Source organism: Azospira sp. I09 (assembly GCF_009177135.1).
GTDB lineage: Bacteria > Pseudomonadota > Gammaproteobacteria > Burkholderiales > Rhodocyclaceae > Azospira > Azospira oryzae.
This window is the reverse complement of record NZ_AP021844.1, coordinates 471164-486957: the sequence shown is the minus strand read 5'-3', so window position 1 is coordinate 486957 and position 15794 is coordinate 471164. Positions and strand designations below refer to the sequence as shown.

14 protein-coding genes are annotated in these 15794 nt (G+C 68.3%); 5 read left to right on the top strand and 9 right to left on the bottom strand.

Features of this window, described 5'->3' with window-relative positions; all coding sequences use genetic code 11:
* Window positions 1–2: 2 nt before the first annotated feature.
* The 5 genes from AZSP09_RS02275 to AZSP09_RS02255 form a co-directional block, all read right to left on the bottom strand.
* The gene (locus AZSP09_RS02275) at window positions 3–1511 is read right to left on the bottom strand and encodes a sensor domain-containing diguanylate cyclase (protein ID WP_165397447.1); all 1509 of its coding nucleotides are present in this window, start codon (window positions 1509–1511) and stop codon (window positions 3–5) included.
* A gap of 103 nt (window positions 1512–1614) precedes the next feature.
* Window positions 1615–3783, bottom strand: a complete 2169-nt coding sequence (locus AZSP09_RS02270; protein ID WP_152089048.1) for an EAL domain-containing protein — start codon at window positions 3781–3783, stop codon at window positions 1615–1617.
* Window positions 3780–4769 carry an ABC transporter substrate-binding protein gene (locus AZSP09_RS02265; RefSeq protein WP_014237911.1) on the bottom strand — a complete coding sequence of 330 codons (990 nt, stop codon included), beginning with the start codon at window positions 4767–4769 and terminating at the stop codon, window positions 3780–3782. Before AZSP09_RS02265 ends, AZSP09_RS02270 begins: the two co-directional genes overlap by 4 nt.
* 6 nt (window positions 4770–4775) lie before the next feature.
* On the bottom strand, window positions 4776–6569 hold the full coding sequence (locus AZSP09_RS02260) for a TonB-dependent receptor plug domain-containing protein (protein WP_152089047.1): 1794 nt from the start codon (window positions 6567–6569) through the stop codon (window positions 4776–4778).
* A 42-nt stretch (window positions 6570–6611) separates the two neighbouring features.
* Entirely contained in the window at window positions 6612–6872 is a 261-nt protein-coding gene (locus AZSP09_RS02255) for a hypothetical protein (protein WP_152089046.1), read from the bottom strand.
* Window positions 6873–7031: 159 nt separating this feature from the next.
* Between AZSP09_RS02255 and AZSP09_RS02250 the strand changes: the two genes are divergently transcribed.
* From AZSP09_RS02250 to AZSP09_RS02240, 3 genes are read left to right on the top strand one after another with little or no spacing between them, the layout of a single operon-like run.
* A complete protein-coding gene (locus AZSP09_RS02250; protein WP_152089045.1) occupies window positions 7032–7934 on the top strand; it encodes a histone deacetylase family protein in 903 nt (300 codons plus the stop codon).
* A gap of 9 nt (window positions 7935–7943) precedes the next feature.
* Window positions 7944–9452, top strand: coding sequence for an NAD(P)H-hydrate dehydratase (locus AZSP09_RS02245; protein ID WP_152089044.1), 1509 nt, complete (start codon window positions 7944–7946; stop codon window positions 9450–9452).
* Between the two features lie 42 nt (window positions 9453–9494).
* The gene (locus tag AZSP09_RS02240; protein ID WP_014237915.1) at window positions 9495–10373 is read left to right on the top strand and encodes a DMT family transporter; all 879 of its coding nucleotides are present in this window, start codon (window positions 9495–9497) and stop codon (window positions 10371–10373) included.
* Here AZSP09_RS02240 and AZSP09_RS02235 read toward each other — a convergent pair.
* The gene (locus tag AZSP09_RS02235; RefSeq protein ID WP_152089043.1) at window positions 10370–11854 is read right to left on the bottom strand and encodes an FMN-binding glutamate synthase family protein; all 1485 of its coding nucleotides are present in this window, start codon (window positions 11852–11854) and stop codon (window positions 10370–10372) included. The genes AZSP09_RS02240 and AZSP09_RS02235 overlap by 4 nt on opposite strands.
* 62 nt (window positions 11855–11916) lie before the next feature.
* On the opposite strand from AZSP09_RS02235, the gene nadC reads away from it, so the two are divergent.
* Both nadC and AZSP09_RS19880 read left to right on the top strand, forming a co-directional pair.
* Window positions 11917–12801: a carboxylating nicotinate-nucleotide diphosphorylase gene (gene nadC, locus AZSP09_RS02230; protein ID WP_197739041.1), complete on the top strand. Its 885-nt coding sequence runs from the start codon at window positions 11917–11919 to the stop codon at window positions 12799–12801.
* A gap of 224 nt (window positions 12802–13025) precedes the next feature.
* Window positions 13026–13163, top strand: coding sequence for a hypothetical protein (locus AZSP09_RS19880; RefSeq protein WP_014237918.1), 138 nt, complete (start codon window positions 13026–13028; stop codon window positions 13161–13163).
* A 31-nt stretch (window positions 13164–13194) separates the two neighbouring features.
* Here AZSP09_RS19880 and AZSP09_RS02225 read toward each other — a convergent pair whose 3' ends face one another.
* The 3 genes from AZSP09_RS02225 to AZSP09_RS02215 all read right to left on the bottom strand — a co-directional run bounded on the left by AZSP09_RS02225 (window position 13195) and on the right by AZSP09_RS02215 (window position 15763).
* Entirely contained in the window at window positions 13195–13815 is a 621-nt protein-coding gene (locus tag AZSP09_RS02225) for a class I SAM-dependent methyltransferase (RefSeq protein WP_152089042.1), read from the bottom strand.
* Between the two features lie 83 nt (window positions 13816–13898).
* On the bottom strand, window positions 13899–15338 hold the full coding sequence (gene thrC, locus AZSP09_RS02220) for a threonine synthase (protein WP_152089041.1): 1440 nt from the start codon (window positions 15336–15338) through the stop codon (window positions 13899–13901).
* Between the two features lie 167 nt (window positions 15339–15505).
* The gene (locus AZSP09_RS02215) at window positions 15506–15763 is read right to left on the bottom strand and encodes a DUF2249 domain-containing protein (protein WP_014237922.1); all 258 of its coding nucleotides are present in this window, start codon (window positions 15761–15763) and stop codon (window positions 15506–15508) included.
* Between the last annotated feature and the right edge of the window lie 31 nt (window positions 15764–15794).

Sequence of the window (15794 nt, the reverse complement as noted above, 5' to 3'; positions counted from 1 at the left end):
CCCTAGCCCGGGGTAACGACGGTGTCTGCGGGGAGCCCGGCAGGCGGCGCCGCCACCACCCGGTTGCGCCCGGCCCCCTTGGCGGCGTAGAGCGCCCGGTCGGCCTGCAGCAGCAGTTCTTCCGCCGAGGCCAGATCGCTGCTGTAAGCGGCAATGCCGATGCTGACGGTGAACTGCACCACGCCCTGGGGCGTCGGGATGCGGATCTCGGCCACCTTCTGGCGCAGGCGCTCGGCCACGGGCTGGGCCTGTTCCACCGTGGTCACCGGCAGCAGGATGCCGAATTCCTCGCCCCCCAGGCGGGCAAACTGGTCGGACTGGCGCAGGCAGGACTGGGCGGCGGCAACAAAGGCGCCGAGGGCCTTGTCGCCGACGGCATGGCCGTAGCCGTCGTTGATGCGCTTGAAGAAATCCAGGTCCAGCACCATCAGGCTGAGGTCGTCGCCGTGGCGCTGGCTGCGGGAAAACTCCCGGGTCAGGGAGGCCATGAAATGACGCCGGTTGAGGCAGCCCGTCAGGTCGTCGGTGCTGGCCATGCGGAACAGTTCGCAGCGGGCCCGTTCCTGGTCCCGCAGCAGCCAGATGAGGCGGCCGGAAGCGGCCAGGGCGAAGACGGTGAGGATCAGCCCCACCAGGGTGATGACCGTGGCGTCCAGCTCCCAGCGGGCCAGGATGTCGTCGGTGGCGGCAGCCACCACCACCACCAGGGGAAAATCGTCCATGGCGGCATAGGAGGTGAGCTTGCTGACGCCGTCGGTGGCGCTGGAGGAAGAGAACTCCACCCCCCGGGGCGCCCGGGGCAGGAAGTCGGCAAAGACGTCGGTCTGGGCCGCCGACTTGCCCAGCAACTGGGGCAGGTGGGGAGCCCGGGCCAGCAGGGTGCCGTCCCGGCGGAGCAGGGTGATGGCGCCGTTGGGGCGGATGCGCTCCTGCTCGAAGACGCCGGCGAAATAGTCCACCCGGATGGAGGCGAGCAGCACCGTCACGTCGTGGCTGCTCCGCTGCAGGGGCACGGAGATGGGGATCAGCCAGTGGCCGTTCTCCCGGCTCTGCACCGGGGTGCCGATGTAGAAGCCGCGCCGTCCGGCGTCGCCCTGGGCGAGGAAATAGTCCCGGTCGCCGACCCGGGCGTTGGGCTTGGGGCCTTCGGCGGGAATGCGGTAGAGGGCGCCGTCGCGCTTCACCAGGCGCAGCTGGATGGCATTGCCGGAAGCCCGGTAGAAGCCTTGCACCAGGGCGGAGAACTGGGGATCGGTGAGGGGATCGGCCTGGGGATGGTTGGCCAGCCACAGGTCGGAGGTGTCGAGAAAGACTTCCACCAGCTTGAACATGCGCCGCACCTGCTCTTCCGCGGCGGTGGACAGGCGCACCAGGGTGACCCGGGTGCTGTCGATTTCCAGATCGCGGCTGCGCAGGCTCCAGTAGGCGACGAAGGCCCACAGGCAAAGCAGGAAGACGGCGGTGAGTCCCACCACCAGCCTGATCGAGATACGCTCCGTATCCTTCCCCATGCTCCCCGTCCCTGCCCGTCTGCGCCCTGGATACCGCATTGTATCCACGACCCCGGGCTCTTCTGCTGGAGAGAACGCAAAAAACGCGAAAAGTTCGCCGGCCTCAGGCCGCCGGCGACGGCAGGATCGAATAGACGCCGGCCTCGCCATTGACGTGACGGGCCTCGCACACCGCCAGCCAGTCCTCGAACAGCTGGGGCGGATCGAACCAGGTGCCCTGCCCCAGCTCGATGCCGATCTCCCGCACCATGGCGAAAACCGCAGCATCGTCCACCATCTCGGCCACGGCGGCCACGCCCAGCTGGCGGCTGATGTCGTGAATGGCCCGCACCAGGGTCTGGCTGACCCGGTCGTCGGTCATGCGGTGGATCAGGTCGCCGTCGATCTTCACATAGTCCGGTGGCAGGGCCCGCAGGTAGGCGAAGGAGGAGAGGCCGCTGCCGAAAGCGTCGAAGGCAAAGCCGCAGCCCAGCTGGCGCAGGCCCTGGGCGAAGATCTGCACCTCGGCAAACTGGCGGCTGGCGGCGGCCTCGGCCACTTCGAAGCAGAGATAGGCCGGGGCAATGTCGTAGTGCTGCAGGCGCTCGCCGATGTATTCCAGGGTCTCGGGCCGGCCCACTGTCTGCACCGAGAGGTTGATGCCGCACTGCAGGCTGGGGTGGCTTTCCTGATCCAGCAGCCGGCGCAGGCCGGAGCAGGCCGCATCGATGGCCCAGCGATCCAGCCGGGGCATCAGGTTGAAACGCTCCGCCGCCGGCAGGAACACCTCCGGCAGCACCACCTCGCCCCGTTCGTTGAGCAGGCGCAGGAAGACCTCGAAGCGCAGGCAGGAGGAAATGCCGGAAACCAGGGGCACCACCGGCTGGGCGTAGAGCAGCAGGCGGTTTTCCTCCACCGCCTGGGTCAGGCGGGAGGCCCAGTCCATTTCCCCCTGGTGCCGCACCACCTCCCGATCGTCGGCCTGGTAGACGTGGATGCGGTTGCGGCCCAGATCCTTGGCGGCGAAGCAGGCCTGGTCGGCGGCGGCCAGGGCCTCCTCCAGGGTCTGGATGCGGGAATCCAGTTCCACCAGGCCGATGCTGGCGCCAATGCCGAAGGCCCGGTTGTTCCAGACGAAGCGGAAGTCTTCCACCAGCTGGCGCAGGGATTCCACCACCCGCAGGCCGTCTTCCAGGCTGCAGCGTTCCAGCAGCAGGCCGAACTCGTCGCCGCCCAGGCGGGCCAGCAGATCCTGCCCCCGCACCCGCTGCCGCAGCAGCTGGGTGATCTGGCGCAGCAGTTCGTCGCCGGCGGCGTGGCCGCAGGTGTCGTTGACGACCTTGAAGCGGTCCAGGTCGATGTAGCACAGCACGTGGTGCAGTTCTTCGCCACCGCGCCCGTCCAGGGTGGCCTGCAGATGCAGTTCGAATTCGCGCCGGTTGGCCAGGCCGGTGAGGGGATCGTGGCTGGCCTGGTGGGCCAGCTGGGCAGTGGCGGTGGCAATGCGCTCCTGCATGGATTCGTGCATGTCCTGGAGACGGCTGGCCATGTGGTTGAAGCCCCGTTCCAGGGCCCCCAGTTCGCCGGCGGAGGCCTGCTCCACCCGGGCCTCCAGCTCGCCGGCAGCCATGCGTCCGACGGCCTTCAACAGGCGCCCCACGGGACGGGAGAGGGAACGGGCCATGCGCAGGGCCACGTAGGCGCCGGCCCCCAGGCCGGCCGTCAGGATCAGCAGGGTATGCAGCAGCAGGGCCGACTTGCGCGCCTGCAGGTCTTCGCTGGACAGTTCCACATAGACCCAGCCCAGGCGGTCGCTGCCGGGGGGCTGGGGCGGCATCGGCTCGAGGCTGAGGAAATCGTCGATATCCAGCTGGCTGCGGCGCACCGGGGCGACGAAGCCCAGGGTGTCGTGACTGCTGGCCAGCAGCCCCACCAGGTCGCCGGCCTGCTCCGCCAGGCGCACCGGCAGCTGGGTGCGGCCGCTGATGGCCAGGACCCGGCCCTGGAAGTCCGTCACCACGGCGGCGCGCACGTCGGGCTGCTGCATGGCGGCCTGGACCAGGGCCTGCAGACTGGGCCGGTTGCCCGAGATGAGGCCGTACTCGCTGGCCGGCGCCAGGTACTGGACGATGGTGTGGCCACGCCGGCGCAGTTCCTCGTCCAGTTCGCCCATGCCGGTGATGGAGAAATAGGAGGCCAGGGCCGTGGCCACCAGCACGGCCGGCAACAGGGCCAGCCACAGGGCCCGCTGGCGGATGCTGCCGACCAGGCGCAGATAGAGGTGCTGCATCATTCGCCCTCCCCCGCCTTTTCCAGGGCTTCCCGCAGCACACCCTCGTCCGGCAGGTCCAGTCCCAGGGAACGGGCCACGTTGCGATTGACGGCGACGCTGAAGTAGCTCGGGTACAGGGGCGCCCCCAGGGTCACCCGTCCCGCCGGCAGGCCGCGCAGGAACTCGGCCGTCTGGCGCCCCATCTGGGCCGGGGTGGAGAACACCGCCGCCAGGGCTCCGGCGGTCACGTAGGCCTGGGAAAAGCCCACCACCGGACGCTGGTGACGATAGGTGGTGAGCAGCACCGGCCGGGCCGTGTTGCGGTTGAACACCAGGCCGTCGGGCAGGGCCAGCAGCACGTCGGTGGCCGGCAGCAGGCGGTTGAGGGCGGGCACGATGTCCCCCTCCTCGGCCACCTGCTCCATCTGCAGCTCAAAGCCGGCCCGGGACACGGCACTGCGCAGGCGCGGCGCCAGAGCGGCGGATTCGGGCCCCAGCAGCGCCGCCACCCGCTTGCGTCCGGGCAGGGCGAAGCGCAACAGGTTGAGCTGGCGCGACAGGGGCTGGTCCAGGTAGAGGGCGGAAAAGCTGCCGGGCCGGGCACGGCGCCCGGATTCGGCAGCGATCCGCTCGAAGGTCAGGCGGGGCACCAGGACGCTCAACACCGGCGGCGTCCCTTCCATCCGCGCCAGGGCCCGGGCGGCGCCGGCCCCTACGGCCAGGACCAGGGAGGCATCGCCCAGTTCCGCCTCGTCGATCTTTTCCCCGGCTGCCGCCACCCCGGTCAGCCGCACCACCCGCCGGCCCGGGGACTGGGCCATGCCGGCATTCAGGGCGTCAAGGAATTCGGCGTAGACACCGCCCCGCTCGCTCAGGACCACGGCGACCGTATCCGCCGCCGCGGCCGGTGCAGCACCTGCCGTCAGCCCCAGCCACAGCAATGCCAATGCGATATGACAAAGCATTCGCAGGCGAGGCAGGGCCGGGGAAGGGAACAGGCGCGACATGGGAAATCAGAATTCCAGCCGCAGATTGACGTAGGAACGACGGCCGATGAGGTTTTCGTAATAAACCTCCTGATAGGGCTTGTCGAACAGGTTCTGCACGATGAAGGCGACCTCGCCCTGGTAAGCGCCGTCGCGGAAGCGGTAGGCCAGACGGGCATCGACCCGCTCGTAGGGCGTCTGCAGATCGCCATCGCCTTGTACCGTCAGCCGCCCCACTGCGTAGTAAGCCAGACTGCCGGTCCAGCGGTGGTCGAAATCGTGGGCCAGCAACATGCTACGGCTGTGGGAGGCCGCCGATTCTGCATAGGCACCTGAGCGCTCCGAATTGAAGCCGGAAATACGGGAGGCCGCCAAGGCCAGATGAATACGGGTATTGCTAGCCACTCTCTGTTGCCACTGCATTTCCACCGCCCGGATCTGGGCATTACCTTCGTTCCGGTACTCCTGCCAACTCTTTCCGGCAGGCCGATAAGTCTCCAGCAAATCTCCAAGTCGGTCGTAGGAATACTTGAAATCCAGATGGCCACCCGGCAACTCCCACAAGTAGCCTAGTTCCCGGGAGTCGATGGTTTCAGAGCGCAGGTCATCCTGGTGATAGGCACTGCGCACGGAGGGAAAGGCGCAGGAAGTAATTAGGCCAAACGCCTTCAGCGTGGCGCAGGAGGCAGGTGTCCAGGAAGTACTGAGGCGGATGTCCGATTTCGCCTCGAAAATGGTCGGGGTATGGGTGGCACGACTGGCAATCAGGCGCAAAGTATGGCCGGGCTGCCAGTGATAGTTGGCCGCCACCCGGGGCGACCAGTAGGTACCCGTGAAGCTGTTGCGTTCCAGCATCCCTCCCGCGTTGAGCACCCACTTGGCAGTCGGCCGCCATTCCAGATTCGCAAACAGGTTCTGCTGGCGGAACTCCACCGGCTCCGTTGAGTTGAGATAGTAGGTACTGGAAAAGCGGTCCAGGCGGGCGCCACCACCCCATACCAGACGTGTCGAGGAAGTAGGGGCGAAGGCGTGCTGCAGTTCCACGTCGTAGCGCTCCGCCACCAAACGCTGGGGACTGTTCAGGGGATAGGGAACCTCGAGGTAGAACGGCAAACCGGCAATGGTGACCTTGGGGTCCCTGAGTAGGGCGGACAGGTCCAGGTTCTGCTCGTCCCGGCTGGCGTAGGCTTTAAGGGAAAGCTGCTCGTCAGCACTGAGAGTACGCTGCCAGCGCAGAGAGCCGTAGTAGCTGTTCAACTGCCTGGTGTGGGGTGGGGAGCCCTCATAGGCCCCGGGTGATTCCCGGCGGCCAGACTGGTGATCTCCGGAGGAAAGACCGGCTTGGATTTCCAGAGAATCCCGGTTTCCCAGTTGCAGATCGCCACGGAAACTGAGGTTGGCCAGACGCTTGTCATCATGGCGCCGGGCGGAAAAGGAATGACCTGGCGCCGTGGGCGCCTGCAATTCGATGCCTTGGTCTGCGCGGAGGCTGCCAGTAATCCGGTAGTCCAGGCTCCCGGACTGACCACCATAGCGAAAGGTGGAATCGTTGCCACGACTACTCTGGGTCAGGGAGACCATAGTGCCGGAAACATCGGCAGCCTGGCGGCTGATGATGTTGATGATGCCGAGGAAGGCATTGGCGCCGTAGGTGGCCGAGTTGGGGCCACGGATCACCTCGATGCGCTCGATGTCCTCCAGCGCCAGAGGCAAGGTGCTCCAGACGGCGCCGCCGAAGAGGGGGGTATAAATGGAACGGCCGTCCACCAGCACCTGCATGCGGCGCGAAAAGGAATCGGAGAGACCATGGTAGCTGACCATGGTGTTTGGCACCAATGCTCCCTTGTCCGCTCCCTCCCCCACTTACATGCCGGGCACCAGGCGGAACAGGTCGGGAATGCTCCAGGCGCCGGAATCCCGGATCATCTGGCGGTCGATCACCGTCACCGCCGCCGGCGCATCTGCTACATTCTGGCGCAGGCGGGAAGCGGTCAGCACCACCGGCACGTCGGCGAGGAAATCCTGTTCGGAAAGGTCGGCAACCGACTCAGCCCCCTGGCCGGGCAGAGCAGAAATCATCAGGAGCATGGGCAGAATGCTGGCCCGGGACAGGTATTTCATCATTATTGGGGCGCGGTGACAGGTGACCAATGCCGGTTGCCAGACCCGCTTCCGGTACAGCTGATTGGCGGCAAAAACTGACAGCAGCATATTGTAAATTTTTGTAGTTGCCACCTTAACGGGAATCCCCGTATCGAACAAGCGCAGAAATCACTACTAGGCATGCAGCTCTTCTACTCCGACACCTTCGTCCTGCCCCTGCCCCCGGGCCACCGTTTTCCCATGGAAAAGTACGCCCGCCTGCGCCAGACCCTGCTCGACGAAGGCTACCCGCCGGCGGACTTCATCCTGCCCGAGGCCGCCAGCCGCGAGGACCTCTGCCGGGCCCACGATCCGGCCTACGTGGAACGGGTCTGCAGCGGCCAGCTGACGCCGGAGGAAATGCGCCAGATCGGCTTTCCCTGGTCGGCCGCCATGGTGGAGCGCTCCCGCCGCTCCGCCGGCGCCACCCTGGGCGCCTGCCGGGCAGCCCTGGCACAGGGCTGGGGCGTCAATCTGGCGGGCGGCACCCACCACGCCGCCCATGCCGCCGGTGCCGGCTTCTGCGTTTTCAACGATGCCGCCGTGGCCGCCCGGGCCCTGCAGGCGCAGGACGGGGTGGGCCAGGTGGCGGTGATCGACTGCGATGTGCACCAGGGCGACGGCACCGCCCGCATCCTGGAAGGGGATGCCAGCGTGTTCACCTTCTCCATCCACGGCGCCCGCAACTATCCCTTCGCCAAGGCCCGCAGCGACCTGGACATCGAACTGCCCGACGGCTGCGACGATGCCGCCTATCTGGCGGCCCTGGAACAAGGGCTGGCGGACCTCTTCAACCGCTGCCGGCCCCAGCTGGCGATCTACCTGGCCGGCGCCGACCCCTACGCCGGGGACCGCCTGGGGCGCCTTTCCCTGACCATGGCCGGCCTGGAGGCCCGCGACGAGCGGGTCCTGGCGGCCTGCCGGGAGCGGGGCATCCCCGTGGCCATCGCCATGGCCGGCGGCTACGCCCGGGACATCGGCGACACCGTAGCCATCCATGCCAACACGATACGTTGTGCCCGCCGGCACTTCGAGCAGCGCTAGAATCCAGCCATGACCGCCACCCTGACGCCCCCGCCCCCCGCCCAGCCCCTCTACCGCAGCCAGGGCCTGCGCGCCCTCGAAGCCGCCACCGGCAAGCAGCCCCTGATGGAACGGGCCGGCCTGGCCGCCGCCGACCTGGCCGCCAGCCTGTGCCGCCCCGGCCCGCTGCTGGTGCTGGCCGGCCCCGGCAACAACGGCGGCGACGCCTACGTGGCCGCCCGCCACCTGCAGGCCCGCTTCTTCGCCGTACAGGTGGTGGCCTGGGACGACGGCCAGCGGGCCCCGGCCGACGCCCGGGCCGCCCGCCAAGCCTTCCTCGAGGCCGGCGGCGCCATCCTCGACGCCATCCCCCCCTGCCCCCGCTGGGGCCTGGTACTGGACGGCCTCTTCGGCATCGGCCTGCAACGCCCCCTGAGCGGCGCCTACGCCGATGCCGTGGCCGCCGCCAACCACCTGGCAGAGCGGGACCACTGCCCCCTGCTGGCCCTGGACTGCCCCTCCGGACTCGATGCGGACAGCGGCCGCGCCCTGGGGCCGGCCATCCGCGCCAGCCACACCCTCACCTTCATCGCCCACAAGCCGGGCCTGCTCACCCTGGACGGGCCGGACCACTGCGGCGCCCTGCATCTGGCCGCCCTGGAGCTGGACGCCCCCGCCCTGGTGCCGGCGGACGGCTGGAGCATCGGCCGGGAACACTTCGCCGCCCACTTGCAGCCCCGCCGCCGCAACAGCCACAAGGGCAGCTACGGCAGCGCCGGCATTCTCGGCGGCGCCGCCGGCATGGTCGGTGCCGCCCTCCTCGCCGGCCGCGCCGCCCTGCTCCTGGGCTGCGGCCGGGTCTTCGTCGGCCTGGCGGACCGCCACGGCCCCGCCTTCGATCCCCAGCAGGCGGAACTGATGCTGCGTCCGGCCGCGGCCCTGGAAGCCGCCCCCCTCACCGCCCTGGCCGTGGGCCCGGGTCTGGGCCAGGCGCCGGAGGTCAGGGAGTTCCTGTCCCGGGCCATTACCGGCCCACTGCCCCTGGTCCTGGATGCGGATGCCCTCAACCTGCTGGCGGCCGACCCCACCCTGGCCCAGGCCCTGGCCACCCGCCAGGCGCCGCGGCTGCTCACGCCCCACCCGGCGGAAGCGGCGCGCCTGCTGGGCACGGAAGTGGCCCCAGTGCAGGCTGACCGCATCGGCGCCGCCACGCAACTGGCCGAGCAGTTTGGCGCCTGGGTCGCCCTCAAGGGCGCCGGCACCGTGGTCGCCGCACCGGACGGGCGCTGGTGGATCAATACCAGCGGCAACCCGGGCCAGGCCGCCGCCGGCCAGGGCGACGTGCTCACCGGCATGACGGTGGCGCTCCTGGCCCAGGGCTGGGAGCCGGGTGCAGCCCTGCTGGGGGCGGTGCATCTGCACGGCGCCGCCGCCGACACTTTGCCGGGAACCGGCGTCGGCCCCATCGGTCTGACTGCCTCGGAGACGGCAGTGGCGGCCAGGGCCCTGTTCAACGCCTGGTGCCGGCCGGCCGTCTGACCCTTATCGCGGAGCGCCGCTCCGCCCAGCAAAAGAAAAACGATGTCCCATCCCAGCCATCCCCTGCGGGGCGTGCTGCTCATGCTCGCCGCCGTCTTCTTCTTCGCCCTGCTGGATGCCACCTCCAAGACCCTGGCCGCCACCTATCCCATTCCCTTTCTGGCCTGGGCCCGCTACCTGGTGCATTGCCTGCTGATGCTGGTCTTTCTCGGTCCCCGCCTGGGCCGGGGCCTGGTCAGCACCCGGCGGCCCGGGCTGCAGATCCTGCGGGCCCTGCTGCTGGTGGGCGTCACCGCCTGCATGATGGCGGCCCTGCGCAACATGCCCCTGGCCGAGACCACTGCCGTGGTCTTCATCACGCCCCTGCTGGTGGCCATCCTGGCCGGCCCCTGGCTGGGCGAGAAGATCGGCCTCAACCGCTGGCTGGCGGTGGGCATCGGCTTCATCGGCGTGCTCTTCATCGCCCGCCCCGGCGGCGACCTCAACCTGGAAGGCATTGCCTGGGCCCTGGCCTGCGCCGGCTGCTACACCGTTTATCAACTGCTGACGCGCCAGCTCTCGCCCACCGAGAACACCCTGACCATGCTTTTCTACACCGCCCTGGTGGGCACCCTCACCATGACCCTGGCGGCACCCTGGTTCGGCGCCGTCCCGGCCATCCAGGGCTGGGACTGGGCCCTGCTGTGCGCCATGGGGCTGTTCGGCGGCAGCGGCCATTTCCTGCTCATCGCCGCCTTCCGCCACGCCCCGGCTTCCACCCTGTCGCCCTTCCTCTACGTGCAGCTGCTGTGGGCCACCCTGCTCGGCTGGATCGTCTTCGGCCACCTGCCGGACGGCCTCACCACCGCCGGCATGGCCGTCATCGCCGGCAGCGGCCTGTGGCTGGCCCTGGCCCAGCGGCGGGAAAGCCGCCGCGGCTAGGCTGGGCGGGGATAGGGATAGAGCATGTTGAGGGCCACGCTCTCACCGTTGGGCTGCACCATGCGCACGTGCTCCCGCTGGAATTCCCGGGCGTGGCGCAGGCCGCAGGAGTGGGCAATCATGTCCATCTCCTTGCCCATGTTGCGGCAGTAGGCGGCCACCCGCTCGGCCTTGTCCTCCACGTCCAGGCCCCGCTGCAGACGCGGGTTGTGGGTGGTGATGCCGGTGGGACAGGTGTTGCTCTGGCAGCGCAGGGCCTGGATGCAGCCCAGGGAGAACATGAAGCCCCGCGCCGAATTGACGAAATCGGCGCCGCAGGCCAGGGCCCAGGCGGCCTTGGCCGGGGTCACCAGCTTGCCGGCGGCGATGACCCGCACCCGACCCTTGAGATCGGCCTCCAGCAGGGAATCCACCACCCGGGGCAGGGCCTCCATGATGGACAGGGCCATATGGTCCGCCAGGGCCTGGGGCGCCGCCCCGGAACCGCCCTCGCCGCCGTCGATGGCGAGGAAATCGGGAGCGCAGTGCAGCCCCCGGCGCAGCACCGCCTCGTTGAGCAGGTGCATAAACTGCCAGCCGCCGATGGCGGTCTTGATGCCCACCGGCTTGCCGGTGACGTCCCGCACCCGCTGCACCATGTCCAGCAGCTGCTCCATGTCGGCGATGTCCCGGTGCCGGTTGGGCGAGAGGGAATCCTGGCCCAGGGGAATGCCGCGGATGGCGGCGATCTCCGGTGTCACCTTGGCCGCCAGCAGCACCCCGCCCTTGCCCGGCTTGGCTCCCTGGGACAGCTTGATCTCGAAGGCCCGCACGTTGTCGTGGGCCGCCAGCTCCCGCAGTTTCTGCTCCGACAGGCGCCCCAGCTCGTCGCGGCAGCCGTACTTGGCGGTGCCGATCTGGAAAATGACGTCGCAGCCCCCTTCCAGATGGTAGGGCGAAAGGCCGCCCTCCCCCGTATCCATCCAGCAGCCGGCCATCTGGGCGCCCCGGGCCAGGGCCTGGACGGCGGGCTTGGAAATGGCGCCGAAGCTCATGCCGCTGATGTTGATCAGGGAACGGCCGGTGAAAGGCTTGTCGCACCAGCCCTCACCGATGACCAGGGGCGGCGTCGGCAGGCGTTCCTCGTCGAGCACGGGGAATGGCGCATTGACGAAGAGGATGGCGCCGGTCTGGTGCAGGTCGTAGGTGGAGCCGAAGCCCAGGATGCCGCCCTCGTTCTTGGCCAAGCGGTAGATCCAGCCCCGGGTGGCCCGGTCGAAGGGGCGCTCCTCCCGGTCGTTGAGGAAGAAGTACTGGCGGAAGTACTCCCCCAGCTTCTCGAAGAAATAGCGCAGGTGGCCGACGATGGGATAGTTGCGCAGCACCGTGTGGCGCTTCTGGGTGATGTCCTGCACATACCAGTACACCAGCCACGCCGCCAGGCCCAGGGCGAGCAGGACGCCCAGACTGACATGCAGGATACCCATTGCTTCGCTGCCCATGGCGCCTCCTTTGCGGATGTTAGAATTGCGTCCGGTCAATCTAACATGAACGAAAGCCTGCCGTGCCCAAGCCCGTGGATTCCCAACTCACCCTGCAACTGCCCCCCGCCGCCGAAATCGAGCGCAATGTGGATGGCGCCCTGGCCGAGGACGTGGCCGGCGGCGACCTGACGGCCCAGCTGATCCCGGCCGGCCAGCCCGGCACGGCCACGGTGATTTCCCGTGAAGCGGCCACCCTGTGCGGCACCGCCTGGTTCGAAGCCGCCTTCCGCAAGGTGGATCCGGCCTGCCGCATCACCTGGCACGCCCAGGACGGCGACCGGGTCCAGCCCAACCAGCTGCTGTGCGACATCGCCGGCCCGGCCCGGGCCCTGCTCACTGCCGAGCGCACCGGCCTCAATTTCCTGCAGCTGCTCTCCGGCGTCGCCACCCGCACCCGCCGCTTCGTCGATACGGTGGCCGGCACCAGGGCCCGCATCGTGGACACCCGCAAGACCCTGCCTGGCCTGCGCCTGGCCCAGAAATACGCGGTCACCTGCGGTGGCGGCGACAACCACCGCATCGGCCTCTACGACGCCATCCTAATCAAGGAAAACCACATCATGGCCGCCGGCGGCATCGCCCAGGCCGTGGCGGCGGCCAAGGCCGTGGCCGCCGCGGCAACCGTGCCCTGCAAGTTCATCCAGGTGGAGGTGGAAAACCTGGAGGAGCTGCGCCAGGCCCTGGCCGCCGGCGCCACCATGGTCCTGCTGGACAACATGAGCCTGGCCGACATGGCGGAAGCCTCCCGCCTGGCCGCCGGCCAGGCCGTGCTGGAAGCCTCCGGCGGCGTCAGCCTGGAAACGGTGCGGGCCATCGCCGAAACCGGGGTGGACCGCATCTCCATCGGCGGCCTGACCAAGGACGTGCAGGCACTGGATCTCTCCATGCGCTTCAAGGCGGGCTGAGGGGCCGCCGCAGCGGCTTCCCACCGCCTCTCCCCGGCTTCCCCAGCGCCTTACCCATCCGCCTGGGGCCTGCCCTCCGGCAGGCCTGCATCTCTTTGTTCCCGGGCCGGCCGGGAGCCAAATATGTCACGGCAGCGCCGGAGCAGGTGGCTATAATCGGCCGAAGAACCCCGGTTCCGCCGCCACGGCGGGCCATCCGCCGGGGTCGTCACCGGGGGAACGACATGCTGTTCGCGCTTTTCTACGTCATCGCCATCGCCGTGCTGGTGCTGCACTTCACCGGCTTCCTCGCCCGTCACAATCTGGAATGGCTGGTCCTGGTCCTGGCTGCCGCCGTGTTCCCGGCCGTCATCTACCTCTAGCCGCGCCTCGCCATTCCCGCCGGGCTGAACCTCAGCCCGGCTTTCTCGCCACCAGGTCAATCAGGGCCGAACGGCCCCGATGGGCCAGGCCTTCATGCAGTTCCGCCTCATACTCCCGCAGTTCCTCGATCTCCAGGCCGGCGAAGGCCTGGCGCAGCAGTTCCGGCGTGTACAGGTTCTCTACCGCACTGGGGCCGCCGGTGCGGTATTCCAGCTGCTTCGGGGTATAGCCGTGCAGCAGCAGGCGACCACCCGGCTTCAGGGCCTGGGCCATCCCGGCAAAAATCCGTTCCTGTTCCGCCGGATTGGCGAACTGGATGAACACGGCCAGCACCAGATCGTAGGCGGCCTCGGGCCACGCCCAGGCCAGCAGGTCCGCTACCTGGAAATCCACCAGGACACCCCGGCCGGCGGCCAGACGGCGCGCCTTGTCCACCGCCACCGGCGACACTTCCACCGCCGTCACCTGCAGGCCCTGCTCCGCCAGCCAGACGCTGTTGCGTCCCTCGCCGTCGGCCACGGACAGGGCGGTGCTGCCCGCCCCCAGGAGGAATTCGTGGAGGGCGAGAAAACGGGTGGGAGCGGTGCCGAAAAGGTAATCCTCACCGGCGGCGCTGAAGCGCTCGCTCCAGAATTTTTCGTGTTGGCTCATCTTGATCGCTCCATCAAAGAAAAAGGGCACCCGCAGGTGCCCCGTTCGGCAATGGCCGGCCGTTTCCTGGCCCGCCAGACCTGTCAGACCCGGGCCTGGATGAAGGCCTTCACCGCATTCACATCCGGGTCCATGACCTCGACGCGCTGGGCCAGCTTTTCCAGACCCTGGAGATCGGCGGGCACTTCCGGTTCCCGGCCCAGGGCCTCGCGGATGGTCTCGGCGAACTTGGCCGGCAGGGCCGTTTCCAGCACCACCGTGGGCATGCCGGCGATGGGGTTTTCCTTGGCCACCTTGAGGCCGTCGGCGGTGTGGGTGTCGATCATGACGCCGTAGGTTTCCCAGCAGGAACGGATGGTGGCCAGGCGGTCGGCGTGGCTGCTGGCGCCGGAGACGAAGGCGAAGCCGGCCAGCTTGTCCATGTAGGGGGTGCCGCGCAGGTCGAAGGCCTGGCCGGCGTCCACCTGGGCCCACAATTCCCGCACCTTGGCCGGGTCCCGGCCCACCAGATCGAAAACGAAACGCTCGAAGTTGGAGGCCTTGGAAATGTCCATGGAGGGGCTGGAGGTGACGAAGGTCTCGGCGGTCTTGCGCGGCCGATAGACGCCGGTCTTGAAGAACTCGTCCAGCACATTGTTTTCGTTGGTGGCCAGGATCAGCTTGCCGATGGGCAGGCCCATCATGCGGGCGATGTGGCCGGCGCAGATGTTGCCGAAGTTGCCGGAAGGCACGCAGAAGGCCACCTGCTGGTCGTTATTCTCGGTGGCGCCGAAGTAGCCCTTGAAGTAATAGACGATCTGGGCGGCCACCCGGGCCCAGTTGATGGAATTGACGGCGCCGATCTTGTACTTGGCCTTGAAGGCGGCGTCGTTGGAGACGGCCTTCACGATGTCCTGGGCGTCGTCGAACATGCCGCGCACGGCGATGTTGTGGATGTTCTCATCCTGCAGGGAATACATCTGGGCCCGCTGGAAGGCGCTCATCTTGCCGTCCGGGGAGAGCATGAAGACGCGCACGCCCTTCTTGCCGCGCATGGCGTACTCGGCGGCGGAACCGGTGTCGCCGGAGGTGGCGCCGAGAATGTTGATCTCTTCGCCGCGCTTGGCCAGCACGTACTCGAAAAGGTTGCCCAGGAGCTGCATGGCCATGTCCTTGAAGGCCAGGGTGGGGCCGTTGGACAGTTCCTGCAGGGCCAGCTTGCCCAGCTCCAGCCAGTGGATGGGGGTCACGTCGGCGGCGTTGTCGCCGGGACGGGCATGGCAATAGACCTGGGCGGTATAGGTCTTGTCGCAGATGGCCTTGAGGTCGGCCGGGGGAATGTCGTCGATGAACTTGGACAGCACGGCAAAGGCCAGCTCGGCGTAGGACAGCTGGCGCCAGGCATCCAGCTCGGCCCGGCTCACCTGGGGATAGGTTTCCGGCAGGTAGAGGCCGCCATCGGGGGCCAGGCCGCCGAGGAGGATGTCGCAGAAGGACTGGGTCGGGGAGGAGGCTGCATCACCGCGGGTAGACAGATAGCGCATGGAAAATCCGGGACGTTCAAGGACTTAAGGAAGGGCCGAAGGATACCACGGCCGCTCCCCTTGCCGAAGGCGGAGCCTTGATCATCCTGAACTTGTAACCAAGAAAAAGGCCGGCGCAAGGCCGGCCTGGTGGGATCGGGCGGCACCGGGCTGGCCGGCGCGCTGCCTCAGCCCTGCTTGGTGAAGTCGATGACGATGGCGCCCGGCTCGCGCTGCACGTAGGCAATGGAAATGCCGTCGCCGTAGCGGGTGAGCAGCTGGTCCAGCAGCGGCAGGGGGTCGTGGTCGTTGCAGAAGCGCATGGTCTCGCCGGGGAACAGGGCGTCGAAGGCGCCGAAGATGGCGGCGTGGCGGAAGCGCTTGGCAACGCCCCGGGCGTCGAAGGGATAGAGGGCCAGGGGAGTGGGTTGGTCGCAGGCGTGCATGGATGTCCTCGCAGGGATCGGAGTAAAAACA